This window comes from Delftia sp. DS1230 (assembly GCF_040112715.1).
Taxonomy (GTDB): Bacteria; Pseudomonadota; Gammaproteobacteria; order Burkholderiales; family Burkholderiaceae_C; genus Comamonas; species Comamonas tsuruhatensis.
In genome coordinates this window covers 5,050,843-5,073,418 of sequence record NZ_CP157763.1, presented here as the reverse complement: position 1 = coordinate 5,073,418, position 22,576 = coordinate 5,050,843, and the positions used below count along the sequence as shown (strand labels likewise).

At 69.6% G+C, this 22,576-nt stretch carries 23 protein-coding genes; 10 read left to right on the top strand and 13 right to left on the bottom strand.

All coding sequences use genetic code 11. The annotated features are described in order from the left end of the window. Positions 1 to 8: 8 nt before the first annotated feature. The 12 genes from AAN986_RS22910 to AAN986_RS22855 form a co-directional block, all read right to left on the bottom strand. On the bottom strand, positions 9 to 1,190 hold the full coding sequence (locus AAN986_RS22910) for an acyl-CoA dehydrogenase family protein (RefSeq protein ID WP_047217979.1): 1,182 nt from the start codon (positions 1,188 to 1,190) through the stop codon (positions 9 to 11). Further along, a complete protein-coding gene (msuE, locus tag AAN986_RS22905) occupies positions 1,187 to 1,816 on the bottom strand; it encodes an FMN reductase (protein ID WP_016453782.1) in 630 nt (209 codons plus the stop codon). Before msuE ends, AAN986_RS22910 begins: the two co-directional genes overlap by 4 nt. A gap of 271 nt (positions 1,817 to 2,087) precedes the next feature. Further along, complete coding sequence (locus AAN986_RS22900; RefSeq protein ID WP_047217978.1) at positions 2,088 to 3,398, bottom strand: acyl-CoA dehydrogenase family protein; 1,311 nt, start codon at positions 3,396 to 3,398, stop codon at positions 2,088 to 2,090. An 88-nt stretch (positions 3,399 to 3,486) separates the two neighbouring features. Further along, entirely contained in the window at positions 3,487 to 4,851 is a 1,365-nt protein-coding gene (locus AAN986_RS22895; protein WP_047217977.1) for an LLM class flavin-dependent oxidoreductase, read from the bottom strand. 25 nt (positions 4,852 to 4,876) lie between these two features. After that, positions 4,877 to 5,701 carry a MetQ/NlpA family ABC transporter substrate-binding protein gene (locus AAN986_RS22890; protein ID WP_349335492.1) on the bottom strand — a complete coding sequence of 275 codons (825 nt, stop codon included), beginning with the start codon at positions 5,699 to 5,701 and terminating at the stop codon, positions 4,877 to 4,879. A gap of 25 nt (positions 5,702 to 5,726) precedes the next feature. Further along, on the bottom strand, positions 5,727 to 7,004 hold the full coding sequence (locus AAN986_RS22885; RefSeq protein WP_349335491.1) for an SfnB family sulfur acquisition oxidoreductase: 1,278 nt from the start codon (positions 7,002 to 7,004) through the stop codon (positions 5,727 to 5,729). Between the two features lie 5 nt (positions 7,005 to 7,009). Next, a complete protein-coding gene (locus AAN986_RS22880; protein WP_047217975.1) occupies positions 7,010 to 8,302 on the bottom strand; it encodes an SfnB family sulfur acquisition oxidoreductase in 1,293 nt (430 codons plus the stop codon). 83 nt (positions 8,303 to 8,385) lie between these two features. Continuing rightward, complete coding sequence (locus tag AAN986_RS22875; protein WP_012203707.1) at positions 8,386 to 9,048, bottom strand: methionine ABC transporter permease; 663 nt, start codon at positions 9,046 to 9,048, stop codon at positions 8,386 to 8,388. Beyond that, positions 9,020 to 10,213 carry an ATP-binding cassette domain-containing protein gene (locus AAN986_RS22870; protein ID WP_349335490.1) on the bottom strand — a complete coding sequence of 398 codons (1,194 nt, stop codon included), beginning with the start codon at positions 10,211 to 10,213 and terminating at the stop codon, positions 9,020 to 9,022. Before AAN986_RS22870 ends, AAN986_RS22875 begins: the two co-directional genes overlap by 29 nt. A 23-nt stretch (positions 10,214 to 10,236) precedes the next feature. Beyond that, positions 10,237 to 11,043 carry a MetQ/NlpA family ABC transporter substrate-binding protein gene (locus tag AAN986_RS22865; protein WP_016449092.1) on the bottom strand — a complete coding sequence of 269 codons (807 nt, stop codon included), beginning with the start codon at positions 11,041 to 11,043 and terminating at the stop codon, positions 10,237 to 10,239. A gap of 47 nt (positions 11,044 to 11,090) precedes the next feature. After that, positions 11,091 to 11,906 (bottom strand): MetQ/NlpA family ABC transporter substrate-binding protein, encoded by an 816-nt coding sequence (locus AAN986_RS22860; RefSeq protein WP_047217973.1) that lies wholly within the window; start codon positions 11,904 to 11,906, stop codon positions 11,091 to 11,093. Positions 11,907 to 12,173: 267 nt separating this feature from the next. Beyond that, on the bottom strand, positions 12,174 to 12,746 hold the full coding sequence (locus tag AAN986_RS22855; RefSeq protein ID WP_016454129.1) for a MarR family transcriptional regulator: 573 nt from the start codon (positions 12,744 to 12,746) through the stop codon (positions 12,174 to 12,176). 162 nt (positions 12,747 to 12,908) lie between these two features. Between AAN986_RS22855 and AAN986_RS22850 the strand changes: the two genes are divergently transcribed. From AAN986_RS22850 to AAN986_RS22835, 4 genes are all read left to right on the top strand, one after another. Continuing rightward, on the top strand, positions 12,909 to 13,367 hold the full coding sequence (locus AAN986_RS22850; RefSeq protein WP_012203712.1) for a VOC family protein: 459 nt from the start codon (positions 12,909 to 12,911) through the stop codon (positions 13,365 to 13,367). Between the two features lie 39 nt (positions 13,368 to 13,406). Further along, a complete protein-coding gene (locus AAN986_RS22845; RefSeq protein ID WP_046986902.1) occupies positions 13,407 to 14,093 on the top strand; it encodes a flavin reductase family protein in 687 nt (228 codons plus the stop codon). Positions 14,094 to 14,103: 10 nt separating this feature from the next. Beyond that, on the top strand, positions 14,104 to 14,907 hold the full coding sequence (hpaH, locus tag AAN986_RS22840; protein WP_026062081.1) for a 2-oxo-hept-4-ene-1,7-dioate hydratase: 804 nt from the start codon (positions 14,104 to 14,106) through the stop codon (positions 14,905 to 14,907). A gap of 138 nt (positions 14,908 to 15,045) precedes the next feature. Next, on the top strand, positions 15,046 to 15,816 hold the full coding sequence (locus tag AAN986_RS22835; protein WP_046238849.1) for an SDR family oxidoreductase: 771 nt from the start codon (positions 15,046 to 15,048) through the stop codon (positions 15,814 to 15,816). Positions 15,817 to 15,834: 18 nt separating this feature from the next. Here the strand turns inward: AAN986_RS22835 and AAN986_RS22830 are convergent, their stop codons facing one another. Next, entirely contained in the window at positions 15,835 to 16,842 is a 1,008-nt protein-coding gene (locus AAN986_RS22830; protein ID WP_016449087.1) for an AraC family transcriptional regulator, read from the bottom strand. Between the two features lie 192 nt (positions 16,843 to 17,034). On the opposite strand from AAN986_RS22830, the gene AAN986_RS22825 reads away from it, so the two are divergent. From AAN986_RS22825 to AAN986_RS22800, 6 genes are all read left to right on the top strand, one after another. Beyond that, on the top strand, positions 17,035 to 17,826 hold the full coding sequence (locus tag AAN986_RS22825) for an SDR family oxidoreductase (protein WP_012203717.1): 792 nt from the start codon (positions 17,035 to 17,037) through the stop codon (positions 17,824 to 17,826). Positions 17,827 to 17,862: 36 nt separating this feature from the next. After that, positions 17,863 to 19,170, top strand: a complete 1,308-nt coding sequence (locus AAN986_RS22820) for a styrene monooxygenase/indole monooxygenase family protein (RefSeq protein WP_047217972.1) — start codon at positions 17,863 to 17,865, stop codon at positions 19,168 to 19,170. A gap of 14 nt (positions 19,171 to 19,184) precedes the next feature. Further along, positions 19,185 to 19,712, top strand: coding sequence for a flavin reductase family protein (locus AAN986_RS22815; protein ID WP_047217971.1), 528 nt, complete (start codon positions 19,185 to 19,187; stop codon positions 19,710 to 19,712). A 59-nt stretch (positions 19,713 to 19,771) separates the two neighbouring features. Continuing rightward, complete coding sequence (locus tag AAN986_RS22810) at positions 19,772 to 21,007, top strand: dienelactone hydrolase family protein (RefSeq protein ID WP_016449084.1); 1,236 nt, start codon at positions 19,772 to 19,774, stop codon at positions 21,005 to 21,007. 156 nt (positions 21,008 to 21,163) lie between these two features. Continuing rightward, positions 21,164 to 21,709: a MarR family winged helix-turn-helix transcriptional regulator gene (locus AAN986_RS22805; protein WP_047217970.1), complete on the top strand. Its 546-nt coding sequence runs from the start codon at positions 21,164 to 21,166 to the stop codon at positions 21,707 to 21,709. After that, complete coding sequence (locus tag AAN986_RS22800) at positions 21,702 to 22,571, top strand: class II aldolase/adducin family protein (protein ID WP_277422846.1); 870 nt, start codon at positions 21,702 to 21,704, stop codon at positions 22,569 to 22,571. The genes AAN986_RS22805 and AAN986_RS22800 overlap by 8 nt, the downstream gene beginning before the upstream one ends. Positions 22,572 to 22,576: the final 5 nt, after the last annotated feature.

Here is a 22,576-nt window from a genome sequence, read left to right as displayed (position 1 = left end):
GCGCGGCGTCACGAATAGAAGCTGGGCTGCGGATGGGTTCCGTTGAGCACCCAGTCGCCCAGCTCCTGCAGCTTGTAGTGCAGCGGGTCGTGCAGCGTCTGCGTGCGCAGGTTGCGCCAGAAGCGGTCAAAGCGCAGCGCCGCGTGCGTGGCGCGCGCGCCCGTGGCCTCGAAGATGCGGCTGGACAGGTCCAGCCCCGAGCGCGTGGTGGCAATCTTGGCGGCCGTCACGGCCACGGCGACTTCGCCGCGCTCGTGGGCGGTCAGCGCCGGGCCCCGGCGCCAGGCGGCGTCAAAGCGCTGCGCGGCCTGCAGGGTCAGCAGGCGCGCGCCTTCCAGCGCGGCCCATAGCTCGCCATACAGCGCCTGGATGTGGGGGTCTGCGCCGGCCGCATCGGCAGGGGACTTGAACCAGGGCCGCGCCTCGTTCAGCGTGTAGCCGCGCGCCTGCTCCAGCGCACCCTGGGCAATGCCCAGGAACAGATGGGCCAGGATGAGCTGGGCCAGCAGCGGGCGCAGCGCGGCATGCGGCGTGGACAGCGGGCCGGGGTCGAGCAGCAGCTCTGCCGCCTCCACGCGCACGCGCTCGAACAGGGCCGAGCCGCTGTCGGTCTGGCGCTGCCCCATGTTGTCCCAGTCGCGCAGCAAGGTGATGCCCGTGCGCTCCGTGGGCACCACGCCGATCAGCAGCTGGCCGCTGTCGGCATCGATGGCCGAGGCCACCAGCATCTGCGAGTCCAGCGCGCCCGAGGTGAAGCTCTTCTTGCCCGAAAACTCCCAGTGGCCGGGCTGGCGCGTGGCCGTGGTGCGACGGTCCAGAGGGTTCAGCGTATTGCCCCAGAACCAGCGGTGGCGTGCCGTCTGCAGCAGCCAGGGCCGCCACTGGGCGGGCTGGCCGAACAGTTGCACGGTGGCCAGGTGCAGGTGCTGGAAGCCGTAGACATGGGCCAGCGAGCCGTCTGCCGTGGCGAGGATGCGCACCGTCTCCAGCGTCTGCACCCAGTCCGCGCCCAGGCCGCCCAGCTCGTGCGGAATGCTCAGTGCCAGCAGGCCGCTGGCGCGCAGCGCATCGCGCTCGGCCTTGGGCGTGCCGCCTGCGGCATCGCGCAGGGCCGCCGTGGCGGCGAGGCGCTGCGCCAGATCCTGCGCAGTGGCTATCGGGTCCGCAGGGACGGCCTGTGCCTGGCTCACGCGGGCTGCCCGGCCAGGGCCAGGTCGGCGGCTTCGGGAACAGGCGGCTGTGCCTCGGCCTGGATTTGGGCCTGCACCAGCTGCTGCAGCGCACCGCGCAGCACCGGGGCCGACAGCTGCACGGTCAGCTCGATGCGCTGGCGCAGCGATTCGCTGTGGACCTGGCCGTCCTGGATGTCCTCGGGCGTGGAGTACACGCCAATGGGCAGGGTGAGGGCCGAGAAAAAGCCGAACAGCGGGCGCAGCTGGTGGTCCAGGATGAGGGCGTGGCGCGGGCTGCCGCCGGTGGCGGCCAGCAGCACGGGCGTGCCCTGCAGCGCGTCCAGGTCGATGAGGTCGAACAGGTGCTTGAGCAGGCCCGGCAGGCTGGCGCGGAAGACCGGGGCGCCGACGATGAGGAAGTCGGCCTGCTCGATGGCTTCGATGGCCTGCAGCGTGGCCGGCGGCAGGTCGTTCTTGGACAGGGCCGCGCCCAGGTGGGGCTGCAGGTCCAGCAGGTCGATGACCTGTGCCTGCAGCGGCAGCTCCTGGCCCAGGCGGGCATGCAGGGCGTCCAGCAGGACACGGGTGCGGGAGGGGCGGCTCAGGCTGCCATTGACGATGACAGTCTTCAGCGATCGGCTCATGGAAACTCCTTGGCGTGGGTTCCAGGAGGCAGCGCGGCATGCGGTTTGCGAAGACTGCCAGCCCGGATGAGGTGGGATGGATGCCTTCATTACAGGGCCGAACGCCGGTATGGCGAAAGAAACTTAACGCATTTGCTTATCGGTTTGGGTGCCTTGGCAAGTGCTTGTTTCTGAAAGGAATTTTGTGGCGCATGGCATGTGCTAATGCGTTCTGGCGATATGCGCACGGCCGCTGCGCCCGTCCCTGCGCAGCGCGGCCGCGCAAGGGCCTTCAGCCCGCCACGCCCGCCACTCCCGCCACGCCCACGTGCCAGTAATAGATGGGGTCGGCGCCGTTGAGCAGGATGTCGCCCGCCGAGCGGGCCTTGTACAGCACGGGGTTGTGCGAGGCCAGGGTGCGCGCATTGCGCCAGTGGCGGTCCAGTGCCAGGTCTTCGGACAGGGCGCTGGAGCCGCCCACCTCGAACAGCCGCGCGGCCGCCTGCAGCACGGTATCGACCACGGCCACCTGGGCCTGGGCTGTGCGCAGCTCCAGGGCATGCAGCTGCTGCAGCGGCACCTGGCGCCCGGCCTCGCGCTCGCGCGCGATGCGGCCCAGCTCGGCGGCCACGTCGGCCACGGCCAGTCCCGCGATGTAGGCCGTGCCGGCCAGCTGGCCGACGATGTGCTGCACCAGCGGATCGTCCTTGGGCAGGGTGGCGCTGCCGTGGCTGAACACGCGGCGGCGCGCCTGCACATAGGCGATGGCATCGCGCTGCAAGGCCCGGGCAATGCCGGCCAGGGTGGCCAGGTGGGCCAGCTGGAAATAGGCCACCAGGGGCGTGGGCTGGGCGCGCGGGAAGCGGATCACGGCGTCGTCGGGCACGCGCACCTGGCTGAGCACGGTGGTGCCCGAGCCGGTCAGGCGCTGGCCAAAGCCGCGCCAGTCATCGAAGCGCTGCACGCCGGACTCCGAGGTGGGCACGACGGCGTGCACGGTCTGGTCTTCCTTGCCCGGCTCCACCGCGCGCGCCACCACGGTCACCCAGTCGGCATACAGCGTGCCCGTGCTGTAGAACTTGCGCCCGTCCAGCCGCCACCAGCCGGGCTGCGCATCGGGCACCAGGGTGGTCTGCAGCGTGCCCAGGGTGCCTGCGCCGACCTCGGTGGTGGCATTGCCGAACACGGCGCCGCGCGCGGCCAGCGGCAGCCAGCGGGCCTGGGTGGCGGCATCGCGGTCGATGAGCACGCGGTCCAGAAAGCCGAAGTGCGGGCGCAGGATCTGGGCGACGTTGGAGTCGGCCTCGGCCAGCTCGGTCCACAGCGCAAACAGCTGCTCCACGCTGGCGCCGGCCCCGCCAAGGCGGCGCGGCACGCGCAGCGCGGTGAAGCCGCTGTCACGCAGCCAGGCGATGGGTTCATGGGCCAGGCTGCGCGTGCGTTCGCGCTCGGCCGCACCCTGGGCGATGCGGTCGAACACAGGGCGAAAGCGTGCCTGCAGGGATGGCAGCGAGGGCGCGTCGGGATCGGCCGGGCCGTCTGTGGTTGGGCCGGGCGCCGCGTAGGCCGCAGGCTCGGTGGCGCAGGGGAGGGTGGTGGTCATGGCTTTGCAAATTCAAAGGCCCGCCAACCCGGCCTGCCTGCAAGGCAGGGCCGGGCCACGGGCCGGTGGGGGAGGGTGGCTAAGGACTTCAACGCCGCCAGCGCGCGGCGGCGTGGCTGGCGGGCAGGCGGTCGCCCTGGCCGAACAGGCGCTGGCGCAGCGTGGCGTCGTCGCCGTAGCTGGTGCGGTAGCGGCCCCGGTTCTGCAGCTCGGGCACGACCAGGCGGGCGAAGTCTTCCCAGGTCTCGGGCGCGACGATGCGCGTCAGGTTGAAGCCGTCGATCTCGCCCACGTCGATCCAGCGCTCCAGCTCGTCGGCCACCTGGGACGGGTCGCCCACGATGGTGGCGTAGCGGCTGCCCAGCGTGAACTGCTCCAGCAGCTTGCGCCGCGTGGTCCAGCCCTGCTTCTGCGCGGCCTGGGCCGCCGACTGGATGGCATTGGTGTTGCCGAAGGAGATGGGGTCGTCCAGCCCGTACTGCGCAAAGTCCACGCCGGTGCTGGCGGCAAAGTGGGCCAGCCCGCTTTCCGCGCTGGCGTGGGCCAGGTAGTCGGCGTATTTCTCGCGCGCCTCGGCCTCGGTACGGCCGGGCACCACGGCCACGCCGGCGTAGATCTTGATGTCCTCGGGGCGCCGGCCAGCGTCCACGGCGGCCTGGCGCAGCTGGCGCGAGGCCTCGCGCGCGGCCTCGGGCGTGCGCGCGCCGATGAAGATGCCCTCGGCATGCCGGCCTGCAAAGCGCAGCCCGCGCGGCGAGGTGCCGGCCTGGAACAGCACGGGCGTGCGCTGGGGCGAGGGCGCGCTCATGTGGATGGCGTTGGCACGGTAGAACGGCCCCTCGTGCACCACCGGGTGCACCTTGCAGGGCAGGGCGTGGATGCGCCGCGCCTTGTCGGCGATCACGGCACCCTCTTCCCAGCTGCCTTCCCAGAGCTTGTAGGAAAGCTCCAGGAAGTCGTCGGCGCGGTCGTAGCGGCTGTCGTGCTCGGCCAGGCCGTTCTGGCCCAGTCCGCGCGCGCCGCTGTCCACATAGCCGGTGACGATGTTCCAGCCGATGCGGCCATTGGTCAGCTGGTCCAGCGTGGTCACGTCGCGCGCGAAGGTATAGGGCTGGTGCGCGCCCACGGTGGCCGTGAGGCCGAAACCGATGTGCCGCGTCACCGCCGCCATGGCCGAGACCAGCAGCCAGGGGTTGTTGACGGGCAACTGTATGCCTTCGCGCAGGGTCAGGTCCACGCCGCCCTGGTAGACGTCGTAGTAGCCGACCACGTCGGCGATGAAGATGCCGTCGAACAGGCCTTCCTCCAGCACCCTGGCGATGTGGGTCCAGTAGGCCAGCGTGCCGTACTCGGTGGAGCGGTCGCGCGGATGGGTCCACAGCCCGTGGTGTATGTGGCCCACGCAGTTCATGTTGAAGGCGTTGACGTGGATGTGGCGCTTGGCTTGCGTCATGGGGCGGGTCCTGCAGTCCGTTGCGTCAGTTCTTCAACCAGGCCAGGCGGTAGAGCTTCTGGTCGTTCAGGTAGAAGGCGTGGATGGTCTTGCGCACCACGTCGGAGTTTTTGTAGATGTCCAGGAAGCGGGCGATGCGCGGGTCGGCCGCGCGGTCGCTGCGGGCCACGAACTGGATGGCCCAGGAGTCGTCCTCGTAGCTGGTGTAGGCCAGGCCCTTGCTGGCATCGAAGGCCTTGGAGGCGATGATGAAATACGGAAAGCCCTGGGCCAGGTCCACGTCGGGCGTGGTGCGGGCCAGCTGCGGGCCCTCGATCTCCACGAACTGCAGCTTCCTGGGGTTGGAGACGATGTCCGCCTGGGTGCCCAGCAGCCCGGTGTCGGGGCGCAGCGTGATCAGGCCCGCGTGCTGCAGCAGGCGCAGGCCGCGGCCCACGTTGACGGGGTCGCTGGCAAGGGCCACCTTGGCGCCCGTGGGCAGGTCGGCCAGGGATTTGTGGCGCGTGGAGTACAGGCCCAGATAGGACAGGATGCCCGCCTGCACGCTGGTGAACTTGAAGCCCTTGCTGCGCGCTGCATTAGCCAGGTAGTTGCTGTTCTGGTAGTAGTTGAGGTCGATATCACCCGCGTCCAGCGCCACGTTGGGCGTGGCCCAGTCGGTGAATTCCACCACCTGCACGTCCAGGCCCTGCTTCTTGGCCTCCTTGGCGGCGGCTTCCACCGAGTCCGCGAAGATGCCCGGCACCACGCCGATCTTCAGGGGCGCGGCCAGGGCGCTGCCCGCGAGCAGGGCAGCGCCCAGGAAGGCGGCCAGCCGGGGCCAGAGTGTGGGGGAGGTCGTTGTCATCATTGCATTCCTGTGTCGTTGATAAAGGTCAGAGCGCGCCATGGCGCGGCGGGCGTATGTCGTTGAGCACGTAGTTGCCCACGGCGTGGTATTTCCAGCGCACGGGGTCGTGCAGGGTGTGGGTGCGCGCGTTGCGCCAGAAGCGGTCCAGGCCCTGGCCCGCCAGGGTGGAGGCAGTGCCCGCCAGCTCGAACAGCTTGCTGCCGGCCAGCAGGCTGGCGCTGGTGCTCAGCGCCTTGGCCTGGGCCACGGCCACCGAGGCGGCGGCCACGCTGTCGTCCGTGGGCGCACGCTGGGCGGCGTCCACGGCCAGAGCCGCGCGGGCCACCAGGGCATCGGCGGCGCGCAGGCGCACGTGGACATTGCCCAGTTGCTGCAGCAGCAGCGGGTCCTGCGTGGCGCTGGCCACGCCCGCGTCCACCCAGGGCCGCGCATGCTCGCGGATGAAGGGCAGGGCGGCCTGCAGCGCGCCGTGGCCAATGCCCGCGTCCAGGGCGGCATGGATGATCTGGGCAAAGGGGCCGATGGTGGTGGGCCGCTCGAAGGAACTGGTGAAGGGCACCACCCATTCGGGCTCCACGCGCACGCGGTCGAACTGCACCGAGCCGCTGCCCGTCACGCGCTGGCCGAAGCCATCCCAGTCGTCGGTGACGGTGACGCCGGCCGCATCGCGCGGGATGAAGACCAGATACATGCGCTCGCCGTGCCCCGGCGCCTCTTCCTGCGCGCTGACCAGGGTGGGAATCCAGTGCGCGAACAGGGCGCCCGTGCAATAGAACTTGCGCCCCTGCACGAACCAGCCGCCGCTGTCGCGCAGCAGCCGGGTGCGGCGCTGGAAGTCGCGGTGGCCGATCTCGGCCAGCGCATTGCCCAGGCGCTCGCCGCGCAGCACACGGTCATAGAAGAAGGCCTTTTGCGCGGGTGATCCGCCCACGCGCAGCACTTCCAGCGAGTAGTAGTGGTTCTGCGGAATGTGGCCGAAGTTGCCATCGGCCGCCGCAATCAGGGCAATGGCCCGCGTCAGCGTGGCCGTGGACACGCCTGCGCCGCCGTACTCCCGGGGAATGGTGATGCCCCACAGGCCGCTCTGGCTGAACTGCTCCACCTCCTGCCAGGGCAGCAGGCGGTCGCGGTCGCGCGCCAGCGCGCCGGGGGCGATGAGGGCGGCAAAACTGCGGGCCGCTTCCAGCGCCTCGGCCTCGCTGCCGATGATGTGGGCGGGCCGGGCCGGAGGCGCTGCGGGAGCGGGCTGGCTGCCCGGCGTGGAGGCCAGGGCCTGCAGCTCTTGGGTCGATGTCTGTGTCATGGCGGTCAGTTCCACTGGTGGCGGCGCGGCAGGGCGCCGTTGAGCAGGTAGTTGCCCAGCAGGTGGTATTTCCAGCGCACGGGGTCGTGCAGCGTGTGCACGCGGGCGTTGCGCCAGTGGCGGTCCAGGTGGTGGGCGGCGCGGCTGGCCGAGGAGCCGGCCAGCGCGAACAGGTGCTCGCCTGCCTGCAGCGCGGCCTCGGTGGTGAGGATCTTTGCCTCGGCCACGGCCACCGAGGCCTGGGCGCTGGCCTGCTCGTCCACCGCGCCACCCGCCGCTGCAGCCAGCGCATCCAGCGTGCGCGCGGCCTCCAGCAGCACGGCATAGGCCGCATCCACCTCGATCTGCAGCTGGCCGACCTCGTGGATGAGGTGGGGATCGTCGCTGGCGCGCGCCACGCCGGAGTCCATCCAGGGCCGGCTCTTGTCGCGCACGAAGTCCACCGCGTCGCGCAGCGCGCCCTGGGCAATGCCCGCGTCGATGGAGGCCTGGATCAGCTGCGACACCGGGCCGGACAGCGAGGGCGTGGCCTCGAACTGCCAGGCAGGCACCACGTCCTCGGGATGTACCTGCACCTGGTCCAGCTGCACGCTGCCGCTGGCCGTGGTGCGCTGGCCGAAGGAGTCCCAGTCGTCGAACACGGTCACGCCCGGCGCATCGCGCCGCACCCAGACCTGCACGATGCGGCCCTCCTCGTCCTGGGCACGGAAGGGCACCCAGTGCGCGAAGGCCGAGCCCGTGGAGTAAAAGCGCGTGCCGCTGACGCGCAGGCCGCCTGCGGCATCGCGTGACAGGCGCGCCGTGGCCTCCAGCACATGGGCCGCGCGCCCCTTGCGTTCCGGCCCGGCATTGCCCAGGCGGTGGCCGGCCAGCACGTCGGCGAACCAGCGGCGCTTCTGGGGCTCGCTGCCCATGTCCCGCAGGTTCTGCAGCACGGCGAAATGGTTCTGCGGAATCTGGCCCAGCGAAGGGTCGGCCGCGCACAGCGTGACGAAGACCTGGGCCAGCGTCTCGTACGAGGCGCCCAGGCCGCCGTAGGCGCGGGGCACGGTGATGGCGCCCAGCCCGCTGGCCGTGTGGCGCTCGATTTCCTGCCAGGGCAGGCGCCGCTCATGGTCGCGGGCGGCTGCGTCCGCGCGCCATTCATCGGCCAGGGCCTGGGCGGCCTGCAGGGCCTCGGCCTCGCTGGCGATGCGGTGCGGAGTGGAGGGCGGCAGGGGCAGGCGCCGCAGCGCCCCGCCCGGGGTGTGGTGTGTGTTGCCGGGCAAGGCTGCGCCCAGGGCATCCGGTGTGGTCATTCCGTGCCTCGTTGCTGAGTCGGTGGGGAGAGGGCCGCCAGGCGGCGGCCCCGGAGGGAAAGGCTTGGTGCCTGTTTTCAGCGTCAGCGGCTGCGCAGCCGGCGCACGTAGCGGTCGCCCAGCACCTGGACCACGGTGACCAGCGCGATCAGCACGGCAATCACCAGCAGCATCACCTGGGTGTCGAAGCGCTGGTAGCCGTAGCGGATGGCCAGGTCGCCCAGGCCGCCCGCGCCCACGGCGCCGGCCATGGCCGAGGAACTGATCAGCGCCACCAGGGTGATGGTGAAGCCGCCCACGATGCCGGGCAGGGCCTCGGGCAGGTAGACGTGGCGCACGATGTCCCACTTGCGGCAGCCCATGGCCTGGGCGGCTTCGATGAGGCCGGGATCGACCTCGCGCAGGCTGACCTCGACGATGCGCGCGAAGAACGGCGTGGCGCTGATGGCCAGCGGCACGATGGCCGCCCACACGCCGATGGTGGTGCCCGTCACCAGCCGCGTGAACGGGATCAGCGCCACCAGCAGCACGATGAAGGGCGTGGCACGGAAGCCGTTGATCACGCTGCCCAGCGCACGGTGCGTGCGCGGCGAGGCCAGGAAGCCGCCGGGCGCGGTGACGATGAGCAGCACCGCCAGCGGAATGCCCGCCGCCAGCGCGATGCCGCCCGAGACGCCGACCATCATCAGCGTGTCGGCCAGCGCGTTGCCGTAGCGCTCAATGGGAATGGACAGATTCAGCGACATATCCGAGATCCTTGATGTCATGCGCAATGGCCGCCGGGCCCTGCGTCAATGTGTGCCAGTCATGCGCGGCCGTGCCGCCGCCCAGCGCGATCAGCAGCTGCCCCTGGGCATGGCCCTGGATGCGGTCCACGCCGCCATGCAGCAGGCGCACCCGGCCGCCCAGGGCCTGGGCGATGCGCGGGAAGTCGGGCTCCAGCCCGTCCTCGCCGCGGTAGGTCAGCTGCAGGATGCGTTCGTGGCGGCCTGCGGGCGCGTCGGGCAGCAGGCGCTGGCGCAGGTCGTCGGGCAGGCCGTGCTGCAGCGGTGCCAGCAGGGCGCGCGTGGCCGGGTGCTGCGGGTTGCCGAAGACCTTCCAGACCTCGCCCAGCTCTGCGATGCGGCCCTGCTCCAGCACCAGCACGCGGTCGGCGATCTCGCGGATCACGCTCATCTCGTGCGTGATCAGGACGATGGTGATGCCCAGCTTGCGGTTGATGGTGCGCAGCAGCTCCAGGATGGACTGCGTGGTCTCGGGGTCCAGGGCCGAGGTGGCCTCGTCGCACAGCAGGATCTCGGGGTCGGTGGCCAGGGCGCGGGCAATGCCCACGCGCTGCTTTTGCCCGCCCGACAGCCGGCTCGGATAGGTGTCTGCCTTCTCCTGCAGGCCCACCAGGGCCAGCAGCTCATTGACCCGCGCATTGATGCGTGCGCGCGGAAGGCCCGCCACCTGCAGGGGCAGGGCCACGTTGTCATGCACCGTCTTGGCCGACAGCAGGTTGAAGTGCTGGAAGATCATGCCGATGCGCCGGCGCAGCTGCACCAGCTGCGATTCGTCCAGCGTGCCGATGTCCACGCCGTCGACCCGCACCTGGCCGCTGCTGGGCTGCTCCAGCCGGTTGATGGTGCGCAGCAGGCTGGACTTGCCCGCGCCGCTGCGCCCGATGATGCCGAAGATGCTGCCCGGCGCGATCTCCAGGCTGATCGCGTCCAGCGCCTGTACGGGCCCGGCCGAAGACTGGTAGGTCTTGGCCACGCGGCTGAAGGCCACGGCGCCGGGTCCACGGATGGATTCCCGCGCGGTGCCGGCCGCTGCCGATGAGCGCCTGCCCGCCTCATGGGCCGGCCTGTCCGCCTCGTGGGCCGGCCTGTCCGCCAGGGGCTGCCTGGCTGCAATGCTGGTTGACATGGCTGAAGTCCTCCCCGCGCCGCTCAGGGCTTGACCCAGGCCAGGTTGTACAGGCGCTTGTCGTTGGAGAAGGCGCGCTGGGCCTCGGCCTTCACCGCATCGGAGTTCTGGTAGATGCGGATGAACTTCTGCACCACGGGGTCCTGCGTGCGGTTGGCCTTGACCACGAACTGGATGGAAAAGCGCGCATCCTCGATGCCCGAATATGCAAGCCCGCTGGACGGATCGAAGGCCTTGGCCGCCACGATGAAGTGCGGGTAGCCCTGGGCGATGTCCACGTCGCCCGTGATGCGCACCAGCTGCGGCCCCTCGACCTCGACGAAGCTGAGCTTCTTGGGGTTCTCGACGATGTCGTCCAGGCTGCCCAGGTAGCCCACGCCGGGCTTGAGCTTGATCAGCCCCACCTTCTGCAGCAAGAGCAGGCCGCGCCCCTGGTTCACGGGGTCGTTGGCAATGCCCACCTTGCCGCCCTGCGGCACCTGGGCGATGGCCTTGTGCTTGAGCGAGTACAGGCCCACGTTGGCCAGGATGCCCGTGCCCGCGCTGGCCAGCTTGTAGCCGTTCTTCTGGATGGCGTTGTCCAGGAAGGGCTGGTGCTGGAAGTAGTTGATGTCCAGGTCGCCCGAGTCCACGGCCACGTTGGGCGTGGTCCAGTCGGTGAACTCCACCACCTGCACATCGATGCCCTGGGCCTTGGCCTCCCTGGCGGCCACGGCCACCGAGTCGGCGTAGGCGCCGGGCACCACGCCGATGCGCAGCTTGTCGGCAGCGTGGGCGGAGAACAGGGCCAGGGCGGCCAGCGGGGCGATCAGGGCACGGGAAAGCTTCATCGGGTTCTCCGGAAAAAAAGGTTTCGAAAAGGCAGGAAGGGGCCGCGTTACGGCTTGCGCCACGGCAGGCTGTACAGCCTGTCGTTGGCAGCGAATGACTTGTGGATCTGCGCCTGCACGGCGCCCGAGGTCTGGTAGATGCGCACGAACTGCGCAATGCGCGGGTCCCGGGCGTTGTCCTGGCGCGAGACGAAGCGGATGGCGTAGTACAGGTCGTCAATGCCCGAATACAGCAGCGCATTGCCGGCCACCTGCGGCCGCCCGGCGTTGACGAAGTGGGCCGGGTAGCCCTGGGCCAGGTCCACATCGTCCAGCGCGCGCACCAGCTGCGGCCCTTCGATCTCGACAAAGCGCAGCCTGCGCGGGTTGGACACGATGTCGTCCAGCCCCGCGCGCGGGCCCTTGCCTTCGCGCAGCTGGATCAGGCCGGCCTTCTCCAGCAGCAGCAGGCCGCGCCCCTGGTTGACGGGGTCATTGGCCACGCCCACGCGCGCATCCTCCTTCAGGTCGGCAAAGCGCTGGGTCTTGAGCGAGTACAGGCCGATGTTGGGCAGCAGGCCCGTGGCCACGCTGGTGAAGGCATAGCCGCGCTCGCGGATGGCGTTGTCCAGGAAGGCCTGGTGCTGGAAGTAGTTGAGGTCGATGTCGCCGGCCGCCAGCGCCGTGTTGGGCGTGGTCCAGTCGGTGAACTCGATGACCTGCACGTCCAGCCCCTGGGCGCGCGCCTCCTTGGCGGCGACCTCCACGGAGTCGGCCAGCGAGCCGGGCGTGACGCCTATCTTCAGCGCGGCGGCCGCCGCAAGGCCGGGCAGCGCCAGCGTGGCGGCGAGCGACCAGAGCAATGTGTTTCTGCGCGTGGGCAAGGCGTGGTTCCTCCAGCTCGGCCAGGCCCGGCGCCGGCGCCCACATGGCGCCTGCCGGCATGGCCTCTGAAGGCATTGCAACACCCGGCCCCGGCGCGCACCACGACGGAATTCACATTTCCTTATAGCGAGCCATGCGCGGCGCAAGGCATTGATCGCAAAGGAAATTTTGCACAGGCAAGATTGAGCTTATGCCCGCGCGAAATATGGCACCGTGCCGGCTGCGCAGGCTTGCGGCAGCCAGGGCAGCCTGCCGCGCTCCCAGGCTCAAGCGCCCTGTTGCGCCTTCATCCTCGTCCAGGCCTTGAAAAGGATGGACTGCAGGCTGGCACGCTCGCCCTCGTCCAGGTAGTCGACCAGCGACTCGCACATGCGCCAGAAGGCCGGCAGCGCGCGGGCCAGTACCTCGCGGCCCTGGTCGGTGAGCGCCAGGTCGAAGCTGCGGCGGTCTTCCTGGCTGAGGCTGCGCGCCAGCAGCGAGCGCTTTTCCAGCCAGTCCAGCAGGCCCGTCACCGACGAGCGCGTCACGCCGACGTAGCTGGCGATATAGGAGGGCGTGACCACCGTGTCGCCCAGCAGCCCGCGCTCGGCCAGGCCGAAGATCATGAGCACGTCGAGCTTGCTCTCGGACAGGCCGAACGCCTGCAGCGATGCGTTGGCGCGCTGCTCCACATCGTCGGCCAGCCACAGCAGCAGCAGGCCCAGGCCGGCGGCCGGCGTGTCGGTGCCGGGCTGCGCGGTCTCGGCCATCAGGGCCAGGTGCGGGCGCAGCGCTTCGGGGGCGTTGGCGAGGGGGGTGGAATCGGGGGCCGGTGCGGCAGCGGTCTTGCGCGGACTCATGGGAGTGGATGGAAGCGGGTGAAGGCGTGTGAAACCGGGTTGAAGGCGGGTTGAAGCAGGGAGAAGAAAGGGCGGTTGATTTTACGGCTTTCATATATTACGCTTTGTGTATAGTACGTTAAGCGTATTATTTGGCGGCACACAAATCTGCAAGGACATCCCATGCCCATCAAAGTTCTTGAACTCCACCATGTCGGATTCGGCGTCAACCACGCCCAGGCCGATGCCATGCTCGACTTCTACCGCGAAGTGCTGAACCTGCCCCAGGACGCCGCGCGCTGGAAGATCCCCGGCATCTACGGCTCCTGGATCAACCTGCCCAACGGCAGCCAGTTGCACATCCTCGGCAGCGAGGGGCCGTCGCGCTATGCGCAGGGCCCGGGCAAGGACCCCGTGTCCAACCACATCGCGCTGGCCGTGGACGACATCCTCGGCGCCGAGCAGGAGCTGCAGGCGCGCGGCGTCGATTACTTCACGCTGGACAACGTGGCATCGCCCAGCCTCAAGCAGCTGTTCCTGCGCGACCCGGCCGGCAACCTGGTGGAACTGCACCAGTCCAATGCGCGCGCCCCGGGCATCGCCCAGGCCGAGCAGGACGCGGCGCGCGCCGGCAACGAGTGACGCGACGCCCTCCCTTTTTCCCTTCCCCTCCGGAATCCCATGTACTTTGAAATGCAATCGCTCAACAGCGAGCAGCGCAGCAACATCCTGCACTCCCTGGTTCTGCCCCGTCCCATCGCCTGGATCAGCTCGGTGGACGGGGACGGCACGGTCAACGTCGCGCCGTTTTCCTTCTTCAACGCCATGTCGGGCGATCCGCCGCTGCTGTGCGTGTGCATCGGCTCGCGCCAGGGGGTGCTCAAGGACACGGCGCGCAACATCGCGGCCACGGGCGAGTTCGTGGTGAACCTGGTGTCCGAGCCGCTGGCGCGCCGCATGGCGGTGACGGCCATAGAGTTCGGCGCGCAGGTGGACGAGTCGGCCCAGGCCGGCTTGGTCCTGGGCGATGCACGGCGGGTGAAGGCGCCGCGCATCGTGGACAGCCCTGCGTCCTTCGAGTGCCGCGTGCGCCAGATCATCGATATCGACGGCGTGCGCAGCCTGGTGCTGGCCGACGTGCTGGCCGCCCATGTCATGGATGCGGCCGTGGTCGATGGCGAGCTCATGTACTTCGACCCCGCGCCCATGGAGCTGATCGCGCGGCTGCAGAACCCCGGCTGGTATGGCCGCGTGGGCGATGCCTTCCAGATGCCCACGCCTTCGGTGGCGCAGTGGGATGCCATGCAGCGCCAGGGCGTGTCCGACGGCTACCTGGCCTGGGCCGACGATGGCCCCGCCGCGCGCTGAAGGGCCGCCCATGCTTGCGCAACACACCATAGACAGCCTGGCGGCCGAGCTGCACGCCAGCGAAAAAAGCCGGGTGCAGGTCCGGCACTTTTCCCGCCGCCATCCGGACATGACGGTGCAGGACGGCTACGCCATCTCGCGCGCCTGGATGCGGCTCAAGCGCGCCGAGGGCCGCACGGTCAGGGGCCACAAGATCGGCCTGACCTCGCGTGCCATGCAGCAGGCCGTGCAGATCACCGAGCCCGACTACGGCACCCTGCTGGACGACATGTTCTTCGAGCCCGGCGGCGACATTCCCTTTGCGCGCTTCATCGCTCCGCGCGTGGAGGTGGAGCTGGCCTTCGTGCTGGGCCGCACGCTCAAGGGGCCGGGCGTCACCCTGTGCGATGTGCTGGCCGCCACCGACTGGGTGGTGCCCGCCGTGGAAATCATCGACGCCCGCATCGAGCAAAAGGACCGCGATACCCAGGCCATGCGCACGGTGCGCGACACCATCGCCGACAACGCGGCCAATGCCGGCATCGTCATGGGCGGGCGGCCCGTGCGCCCCGACGCGGTGGACCTGCGCTGGGTGTCGGCGCTGCTGCAGCGCAACGGCGTGATTGAGGAGTCCGGCGTGGCGGCCGCCGTGCTCAACCATCCGGCCACGGGCGTGGCCTGGCTGGCCAACCGGCTCGCGCAATGGGATGAGCAGCTGGACGCAGGCCAGGTGGTGCTGGCCGGCTCGTTCACGCGGCCCGTCACGGCCCAGGCCGGTGACAGCTTCCATGTGGACTACGGGCCGCTGGGCTCCATTGCCTGGCGCTTTGCCTGAGCTTCGTTCGCAGTGCGGCGATGGTGTCGCCTGCGGCACAGTCCGCAGGCCCGGCGCGTCGCCGACAATGCAGCGGCGCCGCCCGCCACCGGTGCGCGGGCGGCGGCTGCAACACATGCACTACAGGATGGACAAGCAATGGAGATGAAGAACGCAAAGACGGCCGTGGTCACGGGCGGAGGAACCGGCGTGGGCAAGGCCGTGGCGCTGGCCCTGGCGGGCGCGGGCTACCAGGTGGTGGTGGCGGGCCGCCGCCAGGCGCCGCTGGATGAGACCTGCACCGAGGCCCAGGCAAAGTACGGCGCAGGCGAGCGCATGCTGGGCATTGCCACCGATGTCAGCGACCCGGCTGCCGTGGAGCAGCTGTTCGCGCGCACGGTGCAACGCTTCGGGCGCGTGGACCTGCTGTTCAACAACGCGGGCCGGGGCAATCCGCCCGGCTCCTTCCTGGACTGGACGCCCGAGCAGTGGCGCGAGGTGGTCGATGTCAACCTCAACGGCATGTTCTATTGCCTGCAGCAGGCGTTTCGCACCATGCGCGACCAGTCGCCGCGCGGCGGCCGCATCATCAACAACGGCTCCATCTCCGCGCATGCGCCGCGCCCCAATTCCAGTGCCTACACGGCCACCAAGCATGCCGTCATGGGCCTGACCAAGACCGCTGCGCTCGACGGCCGTGCCTACGACATCGCCGTGGGCCAGATCGACATCGGCAATGCCATGACCGAGCTGGCATCGCGCATGGCCAAGGGCGTGCCCCAGGCCAATGGCGAGATCGCGGTGGAGCCGCTGATCGACGCGGATGTGGTGGGCCAGTCCGTGCTCTACATGGCCAGCCTGCCGCTGGAGGCCAACGTGCTGTTCCACACGGTGATGGCCACCAAGATGCCCTTCGTGGGCCGGGGCTGAACCGGCAAAGGCAGGCCCTCAGGCCTGCACGCGGCGGCTCGCCGTCTCGGACGGGAGCTCGCCGAAGCGGCTGCGGTACTGGGCCGCGAAGTGGCCCAGGTGCAGGAAGCCGTATTTCTGCGCCACATCGCGCACGCCTGAGCCGGCTGCGGCGCCCGGGCCCTTGGCTGCCTGGAGTTCGGCGCGCACGCGGTCCAGCCGCAGCTGGCGCAGGAAATCCATGGGCCCCATGCCCGCGTGCTGGCGGAAGGCGGCCTGCAGCGTGCGCGCGCTGCAGCCGGCCTCGCGGCAGACATCGGCCAGCGACAGGGGCTGGTCGGCATGGGCCTGCATGTACTCCTGGGCCTTGCGCACGCCGCGCGGCAGCAGACTGCGCCGGCTGTCCCCGGCCAGTGCGCGGCTGTGGCTGTGCGTGGCCGACATCAGCAGGCTGGTCAGCAGGTATTCCTCCGCATGCCGGGCCAGCGCCTGCGTGGCCTGCAGGGCGTTGCCCGCATCCAGCGTGTGCCGCAGGCAGTCGATGAAATGCACCAGCGGTGCCAGCGCCGGCTGGTCCAGCGGCACGCCCAGATCGAACACCAGGGGCCGGCCTGCGGGCGCCTGCAGCAGCGCCTCCAGCCGCGCCACCAGGGCCGGGCGGGCCATGCGCACGATCAGGTGCGGGCTGTCGTCGGCCCAGCGCATGGACAGCGGCTCGGTCGGCGAGGGCAGGGAGGCCAGGCGCGGCGTGGCATCCACCTGCTGCGCGCCGCAGCGGATCTCGGCACTGCCGCGCAGGGGAATCTGCAGCAGGAAGAAGTCCCGCAGGTAGCCGGGCTCGATGTGCACGCCGGGGCCGTATTGCACATAGTTCAGGCTGACGTTGCGGGAAAGCGGCGCGCTGTGGTGGCAGGCATCCAGCTCGGCGCGCGGGCGCAGCATGCCCAGGCCATGCGGACAGAAGACGCGCGCCACGCTTTCGCGGGCCTCGTCCATGTCGTGGCTCTCGAAAAGCCGGTAGCGCTGCAGCGGCAGCGGTGTGTGCATGGCGTGTTCCATAGGCTGCGCAGAACGTAGCAAAAACCACCCGCTCCCACAATTCGGACCATTCCCCGGGAGCCAATTTCTGCGCGCCAGGGACAGTGCCTGCGCTTGCCGGATGCCTGCGCGGCCCGGCCCCCCGTAACGTGTGCTGCACAGGCCAGCCCGGCCTGGCATCCACACGGGAGAACAAGCGTCATGTTCAAGGGACTCGAAGGCAAAAGCGCCATCGTCACCGGCGGCTCCACCCTGATAGGCGCCGGCGTGGTGCGTGCGCTGCACGCGGCCGGCGTGAAGGTGGTCATTGCCGACATTGATGCCGACAACGGCCAGGTGCTGGCTGATGCGCTGGGCGAGGGCGCGCTTTTCGTGCGCACCGACATCACCGACGACGCGCAGGTCGCCGCCTGCGTGCAGCAGGCGTGCAGCCGGCACGGCGGCGTGCACATCCTGGTCAACCTGGCCTGCTCGTATGTAGACGAAGGCCTGCAGTCGCCGCGTGCCGACTGGCTGGCCTCGTTCAACGTGAACGTGGCCAGCGCCGTGGCCATGCTGCAGGCCGTGCACCCGCACATGGTGGCCGCCGGTGGCGGGGCCGTGGTGAATTTCACCAGCATCTCTTCGGAAGCGGCGCAGACCGGGCGCTGGCTCTACCCGGCCAGCAAGGCGGCCATGAAGCAGCTCACGCGCAGCATGGCCATGGACCTGGCGGCCGATGGCATCCGCGTCAACAGCGTCTGCCCGGGCTGGACCTGGTCGGCGGTGATGGACCGGCTCAGTGGCGGCGACCGCGCCAAGACCGACCGCGTGGCCGCGCCCTTTCACCTGCTGGGCCGCGTGGGCGATCCGCACGAGGTGGCGCAGGTGGTGCTGTTCCTGTGCTCGGACCATGCCAGCTTCGTGACGGGGGCCGACTATGCGGTGGACGGCGGCTACGGCGCCATGGGGCCCGAGCGCGCCGTGGCCGCCATTCCCCAATTGATGGACTAGTACGCAGTACGGACACGGAGCCGCAAGGAGACAGCCATGAAGAAAATCGCCATCGTCGGAGCCGGCCAGTCGGGCCTGCAACTGGGCCTGGGCCTGCTGGCCGCCGGCCATCAGGTCACGATACTGAGCAACCGCACGGCGCAGGACATCGCCCAGGGCCGGGTCATGTCCAGCCAGTGCATGTTCGACAGCGCGCTGCAGATAGAGCGCGGCCTGGGCCTGGACCACTGGTCGCGTGAATGCCCGGTGGTCGAGGGCATCGGCCTGTGCGTGCCGCATCCGGCGCAGCACGGCGGGAAAGAGGCCGACAAGGCCATCGACTGGGCGGCGCGTCTGAACGCGGGCGCGCAGTCCGTGGACCAGCGCCTGAAGATCCCCGCATGGATGGACGACTTCCGCCGCCAGGGCGGCGAGCTGGTGCTCAAGGACGCGGGCATCGCCGAGCTGGAGGAATGCACGCGCAGCCATGACCTGACCCTGGTCGCCAGCGGCAAGGGCGAGATATCGAGGCTGTTCGAGCGCGATGCCCATCGCTCGCGCTTCGACCAGCCCCAGCGCGCGCTGGCGCTGACCTATGTGACGGGCATGAAGCCGCGCGAGCCGTTCTCCGCCGTGTCCTTCAACCTGCTGCCGGGTGTGGGCGAGTACTTCGTGTTCCCGGCGCTGACGACCACGGGCCCCTGCGAGATCATGGTGTTCGAGGGCGTGCCCGGCGGCCCCATGGACTGCTGGGGCGATGTGAAGACACCGGAGCAGCACCTGGAGCGCAGCCGCTGGATCCTCGACACCTTCGTGCCCTGGGAGGCCGAGCGCTGCCGCGACATTGCGCTGACCGATGACAACGGCATCCTCGCGGGCCGCTTCGCCCCCACGGTGCGCAAGCCCGTGGCCACGCTGCCGTCAGGGCGCAAGGTGCTGGGCATGGGCGACGTGGTGGTGCTCAACGACCCCATCACGGGCCAGGGCTCCAACAACGCGGCCAAGTGCGCCGACACCTATCTGCGCAGCATCCTGGCGCGCGGCAATGGCGACGGAAATCGTGACGGCAATGGTGACGGAAATGGCGCATTCGACGCCGCCTGGATGCAGCAGACCTTCGACCGCTACTGGTTCGGCTATGCGCAATGGGTCACGCAGTGGACCAACATGCTGCTGGCACCACCGCCACCCCATGTGCTCAAGCTGCTGGCCAGCGCGGGCACGCTGGCACCGCTGGCCAGCGCCTTTGCCAACGGCTTCGACGACCCGCGCACCTTCTTCCCCTGGTTCGCGGACGCGGGCGAGGCGGACCACTACATCGACAGCTGCGCGGCCATCGCCGCCATGGCAGCCGTCCCCGCCTAGCCGCAGAGGCCGCCATGAGCACATGCGACACCCCGGCCGCCGCCCCGGCCTGCTCCTTCGATCCGCGCGAGCTGCGCAAGGCCTTCGGCCAGTTCACCACGGGCGTGACCGTCATCACCACGCGCGCGCCGGACGGGCGGCGCGTGGGCATGACGGCCAACTCGTTCTCCTCGGTCTCGCTGGACCCGCCGCTGGTGCTGTGGAGCCTGGCGCGCCAGGCGCCCAGCGTCTGCGATTTCCAGGGCGCCAGCCATTTCGCCATCCACGTGCTGGCTGCGGGCCAGCACCTTCTGTCGCGGCGCTTTTCCACGCCGCAGCAAGACAAGTTCGTCGGCCTGGACTGCGCGGAAGGCCCGGCCGGCGTGCCCCTGATCGATGGCGTGCTGGCCCGCTTCGTCTGCCGCAACATCCGGCAATACGATGGCGGCGACCACCTCATCTTCATCGGCCAGGTCGAGCGCTGCGAACGCTTCGACGGCGAGCCCCTGGCCTTTCACGCGGGCTACTATCAGGTGACGGTGCGGCACCCCGAGTGCGTATGACGGGTCATGAAAAAAGCGGCACCGCAGCTTTCCCCACCCTTTGAAACGGAGACAACCCCATGCAGCAGAAAGAACCCCCGGCAAGCCGCCATGTGCGCATCAACGCGCTGGACGGCAGCGGCAGCTTCAACGCCTACCTGGCCGTGCCGGCCTCGGGCAGCGGCCCCGGCCTGGTGCTGGCGCAGGAGATCTTCGGCGTCAACGCCACCATGCGCGAGGTGGCCGACTACTACGCCGAAGAAGGCTACGTGGTGCTGGTGCCCGACCTGTTCTGGCGCCAGCAGCCCGATGTGGAGCTGGGCTACACGCCGGCGGACTGGGAGCGTGCCTTCGGCTTCTACAAGGGATTCGACGAGGCCCTGGGCGTGCAGGACATCCAGGCCTGCCTGAACGCCTTGCGCCAGCGCCCCGAGGTCACGGACGGCAAGGCCGGCGTGCTGGGCTTTTGCCTTGGCGGCAAGCTGGCCTACCTGGCCGCCTGCCGCACCGATGCCGATGCGGTGGTCGGCTACTACGGCGTGGGCATCGAGGCGGCGCTGGACGAGGCCGAGCGCATCCGCTGCCCGCTCACCCTGCATGTGGCCGAGCTCGACGCCTTCTGCCCGCCCGAGGCGCGCCAGCGCATCGTCCAGGCGCTGGGCGGGCGTCCCGGCGTGGCCGTGCATGTCTATCCGGGCGTGGACCATGCCTTTGCGCGCAAGGGCGGCGACCATTTCCACCGCGCCTCGGCCCTGATGGCGCACGAACGCAGCATTGCCACGCTCAAGTCCGCCATCGGCCCGCATTTCGACCTGGCCGCGCTGTGGGACAAGCACTGCGAGTACGAGTTCGCCACGCGCAACGTGGACGACACCATGGCCACCATGGTGGCCGAGCCCTATGTGAACCACATCCCGACCATGACCGGCGGCGTGGGCTTCAGCAACCTGCACGCGTTCTATACGAACCACTTCGTCAACAGCAATCCGCCCGACACGTCGCTGACGCCGATTTCACGCACGGTGGGGGCCTCGCAGGTGGTGGACGAGATGCTGTTCTGCTTCACGCACACCACCGAGATCCCGTGGATGCTGCCCGGCGTGCGGCCCACGGGGCGACGCGTGGAGATCCCGCTGCTGGCCGTGGTCAAGTTCCGGGGAGACAAGCTCTACCACGAGCACATCTACTGGGACCAGGCCAGCGTGCTGGTGCAGGTGGGCCTGCTGGACCCGGCGCTGCTGCCCGTGGCGGGCGTGGAGACGGCCCGCAAGCTGCTGGACGAGACCCTGCCTTCCAACGAACTGCTCAAGCGCTGAGCGCGGCGCGGGCGCATGGGTTTCACCCTGCGCCCGCTGGCGGCCTGCAGGCCGCCAGGGCTCTCAGGGTTGCCACCAATGTTGATATGTCAACATTGATGGATCATGCGGCCATCGCAATCGAAATCGCAATCGCCGCCCGGTTTCCTCCGCCCAATGCCCCGCCCACGCCCATCCACCATCCCTGCCGCCGATGCCGCCACCGGCCCTGCACCGGACACGCAGGTCTGCAGCCAGACGCTGGCGCTGGAGGACTTCATCACCTTCCGCCTGGGCGCGCTGTCCAATGCGCTGCAGACCCAGGTGACGCGCCACTACATCGCGCCGGCATCGCCCGTGGGGCTGACCGAGTGGCGGCTCATGGGCCAGATCCAGCGCCACGGCGAGCTGCATGCCAGCGCGCTGTCGCGCCTGAGCCTGATGGACAAGGCCCAGATCAGCCGCGCGCTGCAGCCGCTGATCGACCGGGGCTGGGTGCTTCGCCGCGCCGATCCGCAGCACGCGCGGCGCCACCTGCTGCAGCTGAGCGAAGCAGGGCAGGCGCTCTTCGACGAGGTGCTGTCCCGCGCACGCCCCTACCAGGCGGCCCTGCTCAATGCCCTGACGGCCGATGAGCGCGCCATGCTGGACCGCATCCTGGACAAGCTGGGCCGTGCCTCCCAAGCGCTGGACCAAGGGCTGGACCAGGGGCTGGATGCCTGATTTCCCCACAAGCCACTGCACAAGCCACCTCAAGACCCACCTCAAGACCCACCTCAAGACCCACCTCAAGACCCACCTCAGAACCCATCCCACGAGCCACACCATGAATTGCTCCATGCACCCTGATGAGCGGGCCGCCCGCATCGAACTGGCCGCCTGCTACCGCGTCTTTGCCATGCTGGGCTGGGACGAGCTGATCTACAACCACATCACGGTGCGCCTGCCCGACAGCGTGACGGGCGGTGAAAAGCAGTTCCTGATCAACCCCTTCGGCCTGCATTACGAAGAGGTCACGGCCAGCAACCTGGTGCGCATCAATGTGCGCGGCGAGGTGCTGGACGGCTCGCGGCATCCGGTGAATCCGGCCGGCTTCGTCGTGCATGCGGCCATCCACGACGGACTGCCGGGCGCGCACTGCGTGATGCACACGCACACCACCTCGGGCATGGGCGTGGCCTGCCTGGAGCAGGGCCTGTCGCAAAGCAACTTCTACAGCGCCCAGCTGCACGGCATGGTGGCCTACCATGACTTCGAGGGCATCACCATCCATGCCGACGAAGGGCCGCGCCTGCTGGCCAGCATCGGCCACCGCAAGGCCGTGATCCTGCGCAACCACGGCCTGCTCAGCTGGGGCAGCGACCTGCCCCAGGCCTTCGTGGTGCTGTGGACGCTGCAGCGCGCCTGCGACGTGCAGATGGCCACCCTGTCCATGGGCGCGCCGCGCATGGTCTCCGACGCCATGGCCCAGCGCTGCAACGAGGACTCGCTGACCTTCAACGACAGCCACGGCGGTGCCCGCGATGTGTTCGACCACCTGGTGCGCCGCGTGAACCGGCGCGACAGCAGCTATCTCGATCTTTGAACCCG

Bases quoted from the DNA above. Each gene is read 5' to 3' on its own strand.
- msuE (WP_016453782.1), bottom strand. From the start codon at position 1,816: ATGAGCCGATCGCTGAAGACTGTCATCGTCAATGGCAGCCTGAGCCGC.
- AAN986_RS22900 (WP_047217978.1), bottom strand. From the start codon at position 3,398: ATGACCACCACCCTCCCCTGCGCCACCGAGCCTGCGGCCTACGCGGCG.
- AAN986_RS22895 (WP_047217977.1), bottom strand. From the start codon at position 4,851: ATGACGCAAGCCAAGCGCCACATCCACGTCAACGCCTTCAACATGAAC.
- AAN986_RS22890 (WP_349335492.1), bottom strand. From the start codon at position 5,701: ATGATGACAACGACCTCCCCCACACTCTGGCCCCGGCTGGCCGCCTTC.
- AAN986_RS22885 (WP_349335491.1), bottom strand. From the start codon at position 7,004: ATGACACAGACATCGACCCAAGAGCTGCAGGCCCTGGCCTCCACGCCG.
- AAN986_RS22880 (WP_047217975.1), bottom strand. From the start codon at position 8,302: ATGACCACACCGGATGCCCTGGGCGCAGCCTTGCCCGGCAACACACAC.
- AAN986_RS22875 (WP_012203707.1), bottom strand. From the start codon at position 9,048: ATGTCGCTGAATCTGTCCATTCCCATTGAGCGCTACGGCAACGCGCTG.
- AAN986_RS22870 (WP_349335490.1), bottom strand. From the start codon at position 10,213: ATGTCAACCAGCATTGCAGCCAGGCAGCCCCTGGCGGACAGGCCGGCC.
- AAN986_RS22865 (WP_016449092.1), bottom strand. From the start codon at position 11,043: ATGAAGCTTTCCCGTGCCCTGATCGCCCCGCTGGCCGCCCTGGCCCTG.
- AAN986_RS22855 (WP_016454129.1), bottom strand. From the start codon at position 12,746: ATGAGTCCGCGCAAGACCGCTGCCGCACCGGCCCCCGATTCCACCCCC.
- AAN986_RS22850 (WP_012203712.1), top strand. From the start codon at position 12,909: ATGCCCATCAAAGTTCTTGAACTCCACCATGTCGGATTCGGCGTCAAC.
- AAN986_RS22845 (WP_046986902.1), top strand. From the start codon at position 13,407: ATGTACTTTGAAATGCAATCGCTCAACAGCGAGCAGCGCAGCAACATC.
- hpaH (WP_026062081.1), top strand. From the start codon at position 14,104: ATGCTTGCGCAACACACCATAGACAGCCTGGCGGCCGAGCTGCACGCC.
- AAN986_RS22835 (WP_046238849.1), top strand. From the start codon at position 15,046: ATGGAGATGAAGAACGCAAAGACGGCCGTGGTCACGGGCGGAGGAACC.
- AAN986_RS22830 (WP_016449087.1), bottom strand. From the start codon at position 16,842: ATGCACACACCGCTGCCGCTGCAGCGCTACCGGCTTTTCGAGAGCCAC.
- AAN986_RS22825 (WP_012203717.1), top strand. From the start codon at position 17,035: ATGTTCAAGGGACTCGAAGGCAAAAGCGCCATCGTCACCGGCGGCTCC.
- AAN986_RS22820 (WP_047217972.1), top strand. From the start codon at position 17,863: ATGAAGAAAATCGCCATCGTCGGAGCCGGCCAGTCGGGCCTGCAACTG.
- AAN986_RS22815 (WP_047217971.1), top strand. From the start codon at position 19,185: ATGAGCACATGCGACACCCCGGCCGCCGCCCCGGCCTGCTCCTTCGAT.
- AAN986_RS22810 (WP_016449084.1), top strand. From the start codon at position 19,772: ATGCAGCAGAAAGAACCCCCGGCAAGCCGCCATGTGCGCATCAACGCG.
- AAN986_RS22805 (WP_047217970.1), top strand. From the start codon at position 21,164: ATGCCCCGCCCACGCCCATCCACCATCCCTGCCGCCGATGCCGCCACC.
- AAN986_RS22800 (WP_277422846.1), top strand. From the start codon at position 21,702: ATGCCTGATTTCCCCACAAGCCACTGCACAAGCCACCTCAAGACCCAC.